Below are 12,688 nucleotides of genomic sequence, written 5' to 3'. Positions count from 1 at the left end.
CGGCGACCCAGGCGGCGATCGTGAGCACGCTGGCCCTGCTGCCCGCCGGGGCGCTCTGGCTGGGCTCCCACAACCGGCCCGAATTGCGGCTCTGGGATTCTCCCCTGCAGGCGATCGTCGGCGGGGTGATCCTGGCCGGCGCGCTGGGCGCCACCGTCACCCGCAACCGATTGGCCGCCGTGCTCATGGTGGGGGTCACCGGTTACGGCAGCGGCGCGTTTTTCGTCTTTCACGGAGCTCCCGATCTGGCACTGACGCAGTTCTTGATCGAGACGGTGATGCTCGTGATCTTCGTGCTGGTGCTGCGGATCTTGCCGGCCGAAGTCGATGCCAGCGACATCAAACGACACCGGTTGCCGCGGGCGCTGCTGGCGGTCCTGGTCGGTATCAGCGTGACCACGCTGGCGGCGTTCGCCATGGCTGCCCGCACTGGTGAGTCGATCTCGGCCCTATTGCCCGCCGCCGCCTACCATCGCGGCCACGGCGCCAACACCGTCAACGTGCTGCTGGTCGACATTAGGGCCTGGGACACCCTCGGTGAGGTCTCGGTGCTGCTGGTCGCGGCGACCGGGGTGGCCTCGCTGGTGTTCCGGCACCGCCGCCACGGGTCGGCGCCCCGGATGCCCGGCACCGGCACCGCCACCGGCACGGCCCTCGAGCCACCCACCGTTGGCGGTCAAACACCCATCAGCCCATACAGCCCCGCCGTCAGTGCCACCACCTGGTTACGGGGCAGTCAACATCGTGATCCACGTGCCCGGTCCCTCGTGATGGAAGTGACGACGCGGAGCATCTTTCCGCTGATCATGGTGGTCTCGCTGTTTTTCTTCTGCACCGGCCACAACGCCCCTGGCGGTGGATTTGCTGGCGGGTTGATGACCGGGCTGGCCTTAGCGTTGCGTTACCTGGCGGGTGGCCGCTATGAACTTGGCGAGGCCCTGCCGCTGGATGTCGGCAAGATCCTCGGGGCTGGCCTGAGCCTGTCGGCCGGTACGGCCGCGGCCTCGTTGTTGTTGGGGGCCCCGGCGCTGTCGTCGGCGGTGCTGGAGTTCGACATCCCGGTGCTGGGCCACGTCACGTTCGTCACGGCGCTGCTATTCGACCTGGGGGTGTATCTGATCGTGGTCGGTTTGGTGCTCGACGTGCTGCGCAGCCTGGGTGCCCGGGTTGACGAGGAAGGGGTGCCATGACCGCCTATCTGGTTCCGCTCATCGCGGTCGGCAGCCTGATCAGCTGCGGGGTGTACCTGCTGCTGGAACGCAGCCTCATCCGCATGTTGCTGGGGCTGTTGTTGATCAGCAACGGGATCAACTTGCTGATCATCGACGCCGGTGGGCCACCAGGCAATCCGCCGGTGCTCGGTCACGGTTCGGACGCCAGGCCGACGACCGCCGATCCGCTGGCCCAGGCCATGGTCTTGACGGCGATCGTCATCACGATGGGTATCGCGGCCTTTGTGTTGGCGCTGGCCTACCGCTCCTATCGGCTGCACACCGCAGAGCAGGTCGGTGACGACCCCGAGGACCTCCGCGTCTCACAACTCTCCGACCCGGAGGCGCGCGCCATCGATGCGGACGGGCCCGAACCGACCAGCGCTGACGACGCCGACCAGCCCGATGAGCTAGATGCACTCCCGCGGAGGCCGCAATGAGCGGGTTCGGGGCCGGCACCGTCCTGGCTCCGCTGCCGGTGCTGGTGCCGATCATCGGCGCCGCGGGGACGCTGATGGCTGGCCGCCGAGCGCGGGCCCAGCGGGTGATCGTCGTGGCGGCGCTGGTGGCGGTGGTTGCCATCTGCGCGGCACTGCTCTACCACGTCGACCGCAACGGCACCATCGCGCTCGCTGTCGGCGGCTGGGGCACGAGCGACGCCGCGATGGGCCCGTTGGGCATCACCTTGGTGGTGGACCGGCTGTCGGCCCTGATGCTGGTGGTGTCGTCGATCGTGCTGCTGGCGGTCGTCGTATACGCCATCGGCCAGGGAATCCGCGACGCCGACGAGCGGCAGCCGGTGTCGATCTTCATGCCCACGTATCTGGCGCTGGCGGCCGGCGTTTGCATGGCATTTCTGGCCGGCGACTTGTTCAACCTGTTCGTCGGATTCGAGGTGCTGCTCAGCGCCAGCTACGTGCTGCTGACCATCGGGGCATCCGCGGAACGAGTCCGCGCCGGCATCGGCTACGTGATGGTCTCGCTGCTGTCGTCGCTGATCTTCCTGTGCGGCATCGCCGTGGTCTACGCCGCCACCGGCACGCTGAACCTGGCCGCGCTGGCCGTACGACTCGAAACCCTCAGCACCGGCACCCGCACCGCGATTTTCGCGGTGCTGCTGGTCGCTTTCGGGATCAAAGCCGCCGTGTTCCCGCTCTCGGCCTGGCTACCGGACGCCTACCCCACCGCCCCGGCACCGGTCACCGCAGTGTTTGCCGGGATCCTGACCAAGGTCGGAATCTACGCGATCATCCGGTCGCACACCCTGCTCTTCCCGGACGCCGGGCTGGATCGGGTGCTGCTGGTGGCCGCGCTGCTGACCATGATCATTGGCATCCTCGGCGCGATCGCCCAGGGCGACACCAGAAGGCTGCTGTCGTTCACCCTGGTCAGCCACATCGGATTTATGGTGTTCGGGGTGGCGTTGTCCAATCTCGCGGGCATGTCCGGCGCCATCTACTACGTCGTCCACCACATCATCGTGCAGACCACGCTGTTTTTGGTGCTAGGACTCATCGAACGCCAGGGCGGCGCGTCCACGCTGCGCCGCCTCGGTGGGCTGGCCGCCAACCCGCTGCTCGCATTCGTGTATCTGGTGCCAGCGCTGAATCTGGGTGGTATTCCCCCGTTTTCCGGCTTCATCGGCAAGGTGGCGCTGCTGCAAGCCGGCGCGGTGGACGGGTCGGTGCTGGCCTGGGTCCTGGTAGCTGGTGGCGTTCTGACCAGTTTGCTGACGCTCTATGTGGTGGCTCGGGTGTGGACCCAGGCGTTTTGGCGGCCGCGCGCCGACGCACCCGAGGGCGAACTGGTTGCCGCCCACCCGCCGGCGCTGCTCGACGGTCCCGAGAATGCTCAGGATGCGGCTTTTGCCCGCCGCGACGACGTGGATCGCATGCCCGCCGGGATGGTAAGCCCGACCCTCGCGCTGGTGGGGGTGGGCATGGCGCTGACGGTGCTGGCCGGGCCGATTTTCGGCTACAGCCAACGGGCGGCGATCGACGTGCTCGATCGCCGCGAGTACATCGCCGCGGTGCTGTCGGGCCTCGACGCGGGTCGAAAGGTCCAGGTCCAGCCATGAGGTCCGGAAGATCCCGGCTGCGGGCGGTGCTGCGGCGCGTCACCGTACTGATCGCGCTGATGGCCGTCTGGCAACTGCTGTGGGGCGATTACTCGGTCGCCACCGCGATCAGCGGGCTGCTGGTCGCCGCGGCGATCACCACCTTGCTGTCGCTGCCAGCGGTGCCAGTGCAGGGCCGACTGCACCCGGTGTCGCTGGTTCGGCTGATCGCCCGGGTGGGCTGGTATCTGCTGGTATCCAGCGTGCAGGTGTCCTGGTTGGCCATCAGACCCAGCCCCCCTCCCCCGGCCGCGGTGTTGCGGGTCCAGCTATCGGTCAAGTCCGATCTGGTGCTGGTGTTGGCCGCCAACATTATGTCGCTGCTGCCGGGATCCATCTCGCTGGAGATCGACCAGGTGCGCCGGGTGATGTTCTGCCACGTGATCGACGCCGGTTCGCCGCGCGCCGTCGCAGCCTTCTATCGACAGGTCACCAACGTCGAGCGGCTGCTGGTGGCCGCTTTCGAGCGCGACGCCGAGTGGCTACCGGCCCCCACCGAGGAGCAACAATGACGACGATATGGGTGTTGACCGCGCTGCTGCTGGGAACCGCCGCGATCCTCACCACCGCCCGGCTGCTGGCGGGACCCAGCACCTTGGACCGACTGGTCGCGCTCGACGCCCTGGTCGCGGTCGTCATGTGCGCGACCTGTGCCTGGGCGGCCGCCAGTCGCGACACCACGGTGGTCTCCAGCCTGGCTGCGCTGGCGTTGATCGGCTTCACCGGCTCGGTCAGCGTCGCCCGGTTTCGGGTCCCCGACACCGACACCGGCACCGGCACCGGCACCGGCACCGGCACCGAGGAGACAAGTCAATGAGTGTGTTTTTGGACGTGGTTTCGGGCGTATTGCTGCTGGCCGGTTCAGCGCTGGCGCTGACCGCAGCGATCGGGGTTATCCGCTTCACCGACACGCTGGCACGAATGCACTCCGCCACCAAGCCCCAGGTCGCTGGGCTGCTGCTGGCCCTGGCCGGCGCGAGCCTCCAGCTCCGCGATAATTCCGACGTCGGAATGCTCATCGTGACGGGCGTGTTCGCCGTGATCACCGCGCCGGTGATCGCGCACCGCGTTGGGCGGTTGGCCTACCGCGAACAGGAGCTGGCGGACCGCCTGGTGACCGACGAGCTCGAAGCAGACGCCGCCGTTACTCAGCGTGGCTTGGGCGCGCGGGACGCTCAGGACAGCTGAAACTCCACCACCGCGGCCAGCGAGTCGACGGCCTCGCGGAGCGCGGCAAGCCGATCGGCCGCCGACGGCGCGGACAGCACCGCATAGCGGTCGGCCGAGCCGATCGGAATGCGAGAAGCCAACGCGTACAGACGCTTTCCGGCATCCAGTGCGGCGGATTGGTAGTCGCCCAGCACCTCCTCGCGGCTGGGCAGCCGCATCTCGTGAGCGGTCGCGATCCGCGCGAACAGGGCCATTACCCGATCGCCGACCTCAGCCAGCTGGGATTCGGTAACCGGCTTGCTCGGATCCCCTGGCTCGTCGGGCCAGATCTGCACGTTGGCTCGCGGATAGGGATCGTCAGTTAACCAATCGCAGACGCGGATCCGCTCGCCGGTTCGGCAGCGCAGCGTGTACAGGCCCGAGCCGTGATCGATGTGCTCGTTGATCCGGGCCAGCGTACCCACGTCACAGCGTGCGTCGCCGCCACCGACCTCGCGGCCCCGCGAGATCAATACCACGCCAAACGGATCGCCGCGGTTGATGCAGTGCCGCACCAGGGCGCCGTATCGGGGTTCGAAGATACGCAGCGGTAGCTCTTGGTTCGGCAGCAGCGCCGATTCCAGCGGAAACATCGGCAGTTCAACAGGTTTGGGAGCTGACATGGAGCCGCCTCAGTACCACCCGCGCGAAACCGCCGCGGCTGCAACCGCCGCCGGTACCATGGGCACCACGCTAGTGACCACTGAGGTAGTCGAGTAACTGCGGGTACCGCTCGGCGACGCCACGCCATTGCTCGACGTTATTGAGCCGATGCAAGTAAGCGGCGGTAGCAGGGTCCGCCGGAAAGAACGACTCCATGGCCAGGCTCTCCACGCAGACATCGAGCGGGCTGCCGAACGTCGCGATGGTGTTAATGAACCGCAATTTGGCGCCATCGACGCCGAGCAACTCAAAGGGCACGTAAAGCTGGTGTGGATGCTGGGCCGTTCCAACCCGCGGTGCCGGGTATTCCGACAACTCTTGATACAGCCGGCTGATGTCGGGTGCCGCGGTGGCCTCGGCGTGACGGCGGACTCGGCGCAGTATGGCGTCATGCACCTCGCCATGGTTGAGCAACCGCGAAGCCAACCCTCGCGGGTGCAGGCATAGCCTCATCACGTTGATCGGCTTGGACAACAGAGCGGCGTCAACTCCCTCAACAAGCACCAAGCAGCCAACGTTGGCGGCAACCAGATTCCAGCAGGCGTCGGTGACGATAGCCGGATACGGCGCGTGCCCGGCCAGCACCGCGTCGACGGCGGCCTTCACGGGTCTCATCTGGTCGGCGTCCAGCGTGTGCTCGCTGAACGCGGGCGCGTAGCCGCCAGCCAATAGCAGGCGGTTGCGGGCGCCTAGGGGAAGGTCGAGCGACTCGCCGATGCCGAGCAGCAGACTCCGGCTGGCGTTTGCGCGGCCGGTCTCCACGAAACTGATATGACGCGGTGACACCCCGACCCGATGAGCCAGCTCCATCTGGCTCAGGCGCCGGCGCGTGCGCCACTCCCGCACCGCTGCACCGACGGACACTTGTGCAATCTATCGTCGCAACGGCCAGGCAAACCATTACCTGTCAGGTAATCGACATGCTTACCGTAGGGCTCAACAATGCGGTCATGACGCCTCGATCCGCTTCTGGCCTTGCGCCCCAGCCAACCGTTCTGCGCCGGGCGTTCACCGCGGCGGCGGTCGGCCGGGTCGTGTTAGGCGGTGCCGCATTTGCTTCACCGCGGTCGCAAACCCGCATCAACGGCGTGCCGGACCACATGCTGTCGACCGAGCTGAAGTACCTGATTCGGGTCTTCGGGGCCCGCGCGATGGCGCTCGGCTTGGGCTATTTGTCCAGCGACGAGCCCAACCGGCGACGCTGGCAACGGATCGGACTCATGGTCGACACGCTGGACAACGTCAACGCGCTGATCGAGCTGAAAAGCCTCAAGCGCGGCGACCCCGGAGTCCGCACGCTCGTGAGCCTGCTGGCGGTCACCGGTCCCTACGCCGCGCTCGGTGTGGCGGGCGTCGTTCAGGCATGGCGGCTTCCGAAAGGCCAGGCAACCAGATCCGCTTAAATATCAAGCTCGGCGACCAATGCGTCAACGACCGCGCGCAGGTCACCATCGTGGTCCTCGGCCACCCGTCGCTGCCGCTGGTAGGAGGCGCCGATACGGGGGATGTCGGCCACGGCGGCCAGCTCATCGGAGCAATTTAGTGACTTGGCCACCGGCTCCAGCCGGGTCAGTACGTCCTCGAGGTGCTCGGTGACCAACTGCTCGTTGCTGTCGTCGTCCAAGATGATCACCGCGTCCAGGCCGTAGCGGGCGGCACGCCACTTGTTTTCCTGCACATGCCAGGGCGGCATGGTCGGCAGCGTCTCGCCGGCGTCGAGCCGGCGGTCCAGGTCGACCACCAGACAATGCATCAACGCGACCAACGCACCGAGCTCGCGCAGATTGGAAACCCCGTCGCACACCCGGATCTCGATGGTGCCGAGGTGCGGCGAAGGCCTTATGTCCCAACGGATTTCGTTCATGTGATCGATGATGCCGGTCTTCTTCTGGTCATAAACGAAGCTTTCGAACTCGGCCCACGTCTGAAACTGGAACGGCAACCCGGCAGTGGGGAGCTGCTGAAACATCATCGCCCGGTTGCTGGCATACCCGGTGTCTTCGCCGCCCCACCATGGCGAGGACGCCGACAGCGCCAACAGGTGCGGGTAGTAGTTCAGCAGTGACGAGATGATCGGCATCACCTTGTTTGTCGACGAGATCCCGACGTGGACGTGCACGCCCCAGATCAGCATCTGCCGGCCCCACCATTGCGTGCGCTTGATCAACTCGGCATAACGCGGCGCGTCGGTGAGCTTCTGGGTGGACCACTTCGCGAACGGATGGGTGCCGGCGCAGAACAGCTCCATGCCACGGTCCCGGACGATCCGCCGGGCAGGCCCAAGGGTATCGCGCAAATCCGCCATTGCCTCAGCGGCGCATTCGCAGATGCCGCTGACCACTTCCACGGTGTTACGCAGCAATTCCTGGTGCACACGCGGGTTTTCGCCGATCTCGGCGATAACTGCGGTGGCTTCGTTGCTCAGATCCCGGGTTTGGGCGTCGACGAGGGCGAACTCCCACTCCACGCCCACCGTCGGCCGCGGCGAACGAGCGAAGTCGATACGGGAATCACCTTTTGTGGGCGCCCTCCCGGCCGGCGAGCTAGCCGGAACCGATGACACCGCACGCCACCCGCTTACCAGCGTCACCGGTGGCCAACGTGGTCTGATCAGGACCCGGTGTCCCGTTGAGCTGGGTGTAGCGGTCCGCTGGGATGTTGGCGAAGTTGTCGGCGCCGGCGTGGATGATGATTGCGGTCTTTTCGCCGATCAACAGGTCTTCCATGGTGAATGCGTCGGTGGTGGTCACCAGCGTCCCGCTGCCGTCGCTGCGCACCTGCAGCGAAGTCAGGTCACCGCTGGATTGTCCGGCCTTGGCGCGCCCGGGCACCTGGAAGTGCCCGCCCGCGGACAGGAAGTCGCCGGGCGCGCCGCCGGCCGGGGCGACCGAATTGGGCTCACACTTTCCCGTCTGGTGGATGTGTACGCCGTGGAAACCCGGTGCCAGCCGGCCGGTACTGGATGTCGCGATCGTGACGGTCGCGTACCCGTTAGCGAACTCGAGCTTGGCGGTGGCAACCTCGGTGCCGTCGGGCGCCCGCAGTTGGGTAGTCAAGCTCTCGGCTGCGGGCTTCCCCTCTCGATGCCCCTCGGCGCCCGCCGGCGCGGGCGATCCGGTCCAGATTGAGGGCGTAGTACCCGGTGTCGTTGACGCATGTTGTGGCGACGAGCAGGCACTTACCACCGCGACGCACGCGGCCGCGGCGATGGCGGACAGGCTGATAACGGCGACATTGCGGTGACCGGCGGGTTGCGACATAGCGAGAGCCTAACCTGGCGACGTGGTACCCACCGAGCGGGTCGCGACGAACAGCGAAGGGGACCAGCTCAACCCATCACTAGGACGATGACGCCGGGCGCCTGCTCGGCAAGTTCGGCGATTCGCCGCTCCACCGGTGCTCCCAGCTTTTGACCCACCGCGTCCGCGGTGGCCCGCTCACCTTCCGCATCGCCGTAATAAACGGTGGTCGCTGAGACATCGGCCACCGAAAGATTAGTGACTTCAGTCACTTTGAAACCGGCCGCCTTGAGTTGATCTGCGACGCGGGCGGCAACGCCTTCTTTGCCGGAAATATTGTAGACGCGCACCTCGGCCTGGTTCACCGCTGGTTTGGCGCTCGTCGAGCTCGGCTCCGAACTCGTGGTCGTCATGCTGGCCACCGGCGCGGAGTCGTCGTCCGAATTCCCGGACGAACCCAAAGCCTGCCAGCCAAGCAGCAAGAAGATGACGCCCAGGAACAACAGCACCATCACCATGGCCCGTAGAGGAAGTCCCGAAGAGTCGGGTACACGCTCGTTCATCGAGCCAACTGTAGCCAGGATTAGGCCCAAACCTGCAACGGCAGGCACCGAGCCGGATGGGGGGTCAGGTCACCTCAAAGCCCAGGCGCCGTGCTGCGCGCGCCTTCTGACGGCTGGCCCGGAGCCGCCGCAAGCGCTTCACCAACATAGGGTCTGCAGCCAGCGCTTCGGGTCGATCAACCAGCGCATTGAGCACTTGGTAGTAGCGTGTCGCCGACATCGAGAACAACTCTTTGATGGCATCTTCCTTGACACCGGCGAACTTCCACCACTGACGTTCGAAAGCCAGGATGTCGTGCTCACGACGAGTCAAACCATGGGCGATTTCAGAGCCGTCCCCCGCTCGATTTGTCCGCGCCATAGCGCCGTCCATATCGCTTACCCTGGACCCTTCCGGCGAATGCTCAAAACTAGCTCGAATGACTTGACCTATAACGGGGCATGTTCCGGCGAATATTGAACCACGCCGGCAACTGTCCGCCGGGAACCCGACCCGCGAGTCGGCCGACTTACGCGGATTGGCTTGCATTTCCTCCGCCGAGCGGCCGACAGTCGAGTCGAGTGTGCGGAGAGCTTCCAGAGTGCGCACCCGGCGGCTATCTTGCCGCGAATCCGCCATAGGCGCACTTTCGAAGCCGCCACGGCACACTCGATCGCCCGCCGCAACACGGCCGGCTCGGAAAGGTTACGAGGCGGGCCCAGCCCAATTGCCCGCCTCCTCAACCCGCCGCAACACGGCGGGCTCGGAAAGGTTACGAGGCGGGCCTAAGCTAGCCGACCATGGCTGTCGTTCCCATTCGCATCGTCGGCGATCCGGTACTGCACACTCCGACGAATCCGATACCGGTCGCCGCCGACGGATCGCTACCGGCCGATCTGCCCACGCTGATCGCTGACATGTACGACACCATGGACGCCGCATACGGTGTGGGCCTGGCCGCCAACCAGATTGGGTACGGACTGCGGGTATTCGTCTATGACTGCGCCGAGGACCGCGGCAATAATCCGCGCCGTCGAGGTGTCGTCATCAACCCAGTACTGGAGACCTCCGCAATTCCGGAAACCATGCCCGACCCCGACCACGACGAGGAAGGTTGCCTGTCGGTGCCCGGCGAATCGTTTCCCACCGGGCGCGCCACGTGGGCACGAGTCACCGGACTCGACGCCGACGGCAAGCCGGTCGACATCGAAGGCACCGGCCTGTTCGCGCGGATGCTGCAACACGAGACCGGGCACCTGGATGGATACCTCTACCTGGACCGTCTCATCGGCCGTCATGCGCGCAGCGCGAAACGAGCTGTCAAGTCACACGGCTGGGGTGTTCCCGGCCTGTCGTGGCTGCCGGGCGAGGGGCCCGACCCGTTCGGTCACTGATGATGATCTCCTGGCCAAACTTTGGAACGCGAGTAACAGTGCGCTACCGCCGGCCGCTCGGATCGGTCCCGCCGCTGACCGACGCGGTGGGCCAGCTGTTGGCAGTCACACCGACGGTGCGGGTGCAGACGAAGACCGGCGCGACGGTCCAGATCGCGCCCAGTGACGTCGTAGCCGTGCGAGTGCTGACCGATGCGCCGGTACGCACCGCCGAGATCCGGGCTATCGAGTACGCCGCTGCCGCAGCCTGGCCCGGCCTGGAACACGCGTGGCTGGACGGCTGGCTGCTGCGGGCCGGCCGCGGAGCCCGCCTCGCAGCCAATTCCGCTGTCCCGCTGGACATCTCAGCCCATACCCGCACCATCCGCGCGATCGTCTCCTGGTACCGGCGACGCGATCTCGTGCCCCGACTGGCCGTCGCTGACCGACTACTGCCACCGGCGTCCGACCTGGTGGTGGAGTACATCGAACACGTGTGGGTGCGCGACACCGATGATGCGTCAACCCAGCAAACCGACCGGACAATCGCCGTGTCGGCCCGCCCGGACGACGCCTGGCTGCGGCTCTATCACCCCCAGGAACCCAACGACGTACTTACCGCAGTTATTGACGGCGAACTGGCATTCGGTACCCAGCCTGGCGTGGCGGTCGCTCGCGCAGCCGTAACGGACGCACCGGACGGCACCCGGTGGGTGGGACTGTCGGCAGTACCCGGCGACAAACAGTTCGGCGGCGCGCGGCTGTGCGCCGCGCTACTGGCTTGGGGCGCAGGTCGCGGCGCGACCCGTGCCTACCTGGCCCTGCCCGACGCCGCGACCGAACCGGCGACGTCGTGGGGCTTCCGGCTGCACCATCGGCGTAGGTACCTTCGCCCACCCGATAGCCTCTAGCCATGCCCGACGGCATCCTGCGCCTGGCCACCTGGAACGTCAATTCGATTCGGACCCGCCTGAACCGCGTCCTTGACTGGCTGGTTCGGGCAAATGTCGACGTGTTGGCAATGCAGGAGACCAAGTGCTCGGACGCCCAATTCCCGACCTTGCCATTATTCGAACTGGGCTACGAGGTCGCACACGTCGGCTTTAACCAGTGGAACGGCGTGGCAATCGCATCTCGCGTCGGCATCGACGACGTCCAGATCGGGTTCGATGGTCAACCCACCTGGAGCAACAAGCCCGAGGTAGCCGCCACCGCGGAAGCCCGCGCCTTAGGGGCGACCTGCGGCGGGGTGCGGGTCTGGAGTCTGTATGTCCCTAACGGCCGCGCACTAGACGATCCACACTACGCCTATAAGTTGGATTGGCTTGCTGCGCTTAAGGATACCGCCCAAGGTTGGCTACGAGCCGATCCTGGCGCACAGATTGCGCTGGTGGGCGACTGGAACATCGCCCCGACCGACGAGGACGTCTGGAGCACCGAGTTCTACACCGGAGCCACGCACGTCTCCGAGCCGGAGCGCAAGGCTTTCAACGCCATTGTCGATGCCCAATTCTCAGACCTAGTAAGGCCTTTCACCCCGGGCCCGGGCATCTACACTTACTGGGATTACACGCAGCTGAGGTTTCCGAAAAGGCAGGGCATGCGCATCGATTTCATCCTCGGGTCGCCGACATTGGCCGGCCGCGTCCTCGACGCGCAGATCGTCCGCGAGGAGCGCAAAGGCAAGGCACCGAGCGATCACGCGCCGCTCTTTGTCGATTTGCGTGACGGCTTAGTCACCCAACCGGTAGAGACTCTGTAGCAAATGTTCATTGTCTGCGCGTTTGTAACGTGGCAGGCTTTTAGGTGAAACACGAGGTGTGAAGTATGCGTCTCAGAGGTATACAAAAGGTTACGAGGCAGGGAGTCATTATGGGAGTCGTCGGCGGAGCGGTCCGCAGCGTTGGTCGAACGGTGAGCCAGGCCGCGACGGCGACTACGGCGGCCGCTGGCGCTGTAGGTGGAGCGGCAGTCAACGGAGTTGTAGGCGGCGTCAAGGGAGCCGCGGAAGGAATTCAGCGGGGGCTTAGCACCGGAAGCAAGTCGACACCAGCGGCCGCGCTGGCAATCGGCGCGTTAGGCGTCACCGGCATCGTCGAATGGCCGATCCTGTTGGCCGTTGGTGGCGGCGTCTTGTTGTTACGGCGGATGAACAAAAGGTTTGAGGATGCCGCGCCGCCGGTGAAGGCGAGACTGACGCCGGTGCCGACAGCCGAGGTTGAGCCGGAAAAAGCCCCGCCGCGCAAGGCAACTAAGACGGCGGCCAAGAAGACATCTGGGCGGCGGGCCGGTACCGGCGATCTGCGCAGCACCAACTGATGGGGGCGTTGAGCA

General features: G+C 66.0%; 17 protein-coding genes. 11 read left to right on the top strand and 6 right to left on the bottom strand.

Annotated elements, in window-relative coordinates:
* The 6 genes from mbhE to mnhG form a co-directional block, all read left to right on the top strand.
* Nucleotides 1-1,190, top strand: a 1,190-nt coding sequence (mbhE, locus tag F0Q45_RS05685; protein ID WP_149653012.1) for a hydrogen gas-evolving membrane-bound hydrogenase subunit E, incomplete at its 5' end; no start/stop codon positions are given.
* Nucleotides 1,187-1,651, top strand: coding sequence for a Na(+)/H(+) antiporter subunit C (locus tag F0Q45_RS05680; RefSeq protein WP_149653011.1), 465 nt, complete (start codon nt 1,187-1,189; stop codon nt 1,649-1,651). The genes mbhE and F0Q45_RS05680, both read left to right, overlap by 4 nt.
* On the top strand, nt 1,648-3,288 hold the full coding sequence (locus tag F0Q45_RS05675) for a Na+/H+ antiporter subunit D (protein WP_149653010.1): 1,641 nt from the start codon (nt 1,648-1,650) through the stop codon (nt 3,286-3,288). The genes F0Q45_RS05680 and F0Q45_RS05675 overlap by 4 nt, the downstream gene beginning before the upstream one ends.
* Nucleotides 3,285-3,839 (top strand): Na+/H+ antiporter subunit E, encoded by a 555-nt coding sequence (locus F0Q45_RS05670; protein WP_188112804.1) that lies wholly within the window; start codon nt 3,285-3,287, stop codon nt 3,837-3,839. Before F0Q45_RS05675 ends, F0Q45_RS05670 begins: the two co-directional genes overlap by 4 nt.
* Nucleotides 3,836-4,144, top strand: a complete 309-nt coding sequence (locus F0Q45_RS05665) for a monovalent cation/H+ antiporter complex subunit F (RefSeq protein WP_149653009.1) — start codon at nt 3,836-3,838, stop codon at nt 4,142-4,144. The genes F0Q45_RS05670 and F0Q45_RS05665 overlap by 4 nt, the downstream gene beginning before the upstream one ends.
* Nucleotides 4,141-4,515, top strand: a complete 375-nt coding sequence (gene mnhG / locus F0Q45_RS05660) for a monovalent cation/H(+) antiporter subunit G (RefSeq protein WP_149653008.1) — start codon at nt 4,141-4,143, stop codon at nt 4,513-4,515. Before F0Q45_RS05665 ends, mnhG begins: the two co-directional genes overlap by 4 nt.
* On the opposite strand, the gene F0Q45_RS05655 is transcribed toward mnhG, so the two are convergent.
* Together F0Q45_RS05655 and F0Q45_RS05650 are read right to left on the bottom strand one after the other, a co-directional pair.
* Nucleotides 4,503-5,159: an LON peptidase substrate-binding domain-containing protein gene (locus tag F0Q45_RS05655; protein ID WP_149653007.1), complete on the bottom strand. Its 657-nt coding sequence runs from the start codon at nt 5,157-5,159 to the stop codon at nt 4,503-4,505. The genes mnhG and F0Q45_RS05655 overlap by 13 nt on opposite strands.
* A gap of 70 nt (nt 5,160-5,229) precedes the next feature.
* A complete protein-coding gene (locus tag F0Q45_RS05650) occupies nt 5,230-6,063 on the bottom strand; it encodes a helix-turn-helix domain-containing protein (RefSeq protein WP_149653006.1) in 834 nt (277 codons plus the stop codon).
* 86 nt (nt 6,064-6,149) lie between these two features.
* Between F0Q45_RS05650 and F0Q45_RS05645 the strand changes: the two genes are divergently transcribed.
* Nucleotides 6,150-6,602 carry a hypothetical protein gene (locus F0Q45_RS05645; protein WP_149653005.1) on the top strand — a complete coding sequence of 151 codons (453 nt, stop codon included), beginning with the start codon at nt 6,150-6,152 and terminating at the stop codon, nt 6,600-6,602.
* Here the strand turns inward: F0Q45_RS05645 and F0Q45_RS05640 are convergent.
* The 4 genes from F0Q45_RS05640 to F0Q45_RS05625 form a co-directional block, all read right to left on the bottom strand.
* Nucleotides 6,599-7,762, bottom strand: coding sequence for a glutamate--cysteine ligase (locus F0Q45_RS05640; RefSeq protein WP_149653004.1), 1,164 nt, complete (start codon nt 7,760-7,762; stop codon nt 6,599-6,601). The genes F0Q45_RS05645 and F0Q45_RS05640 overlap by 4 nt on opposite strands.
* On the bottom strand, nt 7,743-8,459 hold the full coding sequence (sodC, locus tag F0Q45_RS05635; RefSeq protein WP_149653003.1) for a superoxide dismutase[Cu-Zn]: 717 nt from the start codon (nt 8,457-8,459) through the stop codon (nt 7,743-7,745). Before sodC ends, F0Q45_RS05640 begins: the two co-directional genes overlap by 20 nt.
* Nucleotides 8,460-8,527: 68 nt before the next feature.
* Nucleotides 8,528-9,001 (bottom strand): LytR C-terminal domain-containing protein, encoded by a 474-nt coding sequence (locus F0Q45_RS05630; protein WP_188112803.1) that lies wholly within the window; start codon nt 8,999-9,001, stop codon nt 8,528-8,530.
* Between the two features lie 64 nt (nt 9,002-9,065).
* Nucleotides 9,066-9,374 (bottom strand): DUF3263 domain-containing protein, encoded by a 309-nt coding sequence (locus tag F0Q45_RS05625; RefSeq protein ID WP_149653002.1) that lies wholly within the window; start codon nt 9,372-9,374, stop codon nt 9,066-9,068.
* 407 nt (nt 9,375-9,781) lie between these two features.
* Between F0Q45_RS05625 and F0Q45_RS05620 the strand changes: the two genes are divergently transcribed.
* From F0Q45_RS05620 to F0Q45_RS05605, 4 genes are all read left to right on the top strand, one after another.
* Complete coding sequence (locus F0Q45_RS05620) at nt 9,782-10,375, top strand: peptide deformylase (protein ID WP_149653001.1); 594 nt, start codon at nt 9,782-9,784, stop codon at nt 10,373-10,375.
* 2 nt (nt 10,376-10,377) lie between these two features.
* On the top strand, nt 10,378-11,265 hold the full coding sequence (locus F0Q45_RS05615) for an N-acetylglutamate synthase, CG3035 family (protein WP_149653000.1): 888 nt from the start codon (nt 10,378-10,380) through the stop codon (nt 11,263-11,265).
* 17 nt (nt 11,266-11,282) lie between these two features.
* Nucleotides 11,283-12,116: an exodeoxyribonuclease III gene (locus F0Q45_RS05610; RefSeq protein ID WP_188112806.1), complete on the top strand. Its 834-nt coding sequence runs from the start codon at nt 11,283-11,285 to the stop codon at nt 12,114-12,116.
* 110 nt (nt 12,117-12,226) lie between these two features.
* The gene (locus F0Q45_RS05605) at nt 12,227-12,673 is read left to right on the top strand and encodes a hypothetical protein (protein ID WP_149652998.1); all 447 of its coding nucleotides are present in this window, start codon (nt 12,227-12,229) and stop codon (nt 12,671-12,673) included.
* Nucleotides 12,674-12,688 lie beyond the last annotated feature (15 nt).

The sequence above is a fragment of the Mycobacterium simiae genome, from assembly GCF_008370645.1.
Taxonomy (GTDB): domain Bacteria; phylum Actinomycetota; class Actinomycetes; order Mycobacteriales; family Mycobacteriaceae; genus Mycobacterium; species Mycobacterium simiae_A.
Note: the sequence above shows the minus strand (reverse complement) of the source record. Positions and strands in the feature narration are given on the sequence as shown.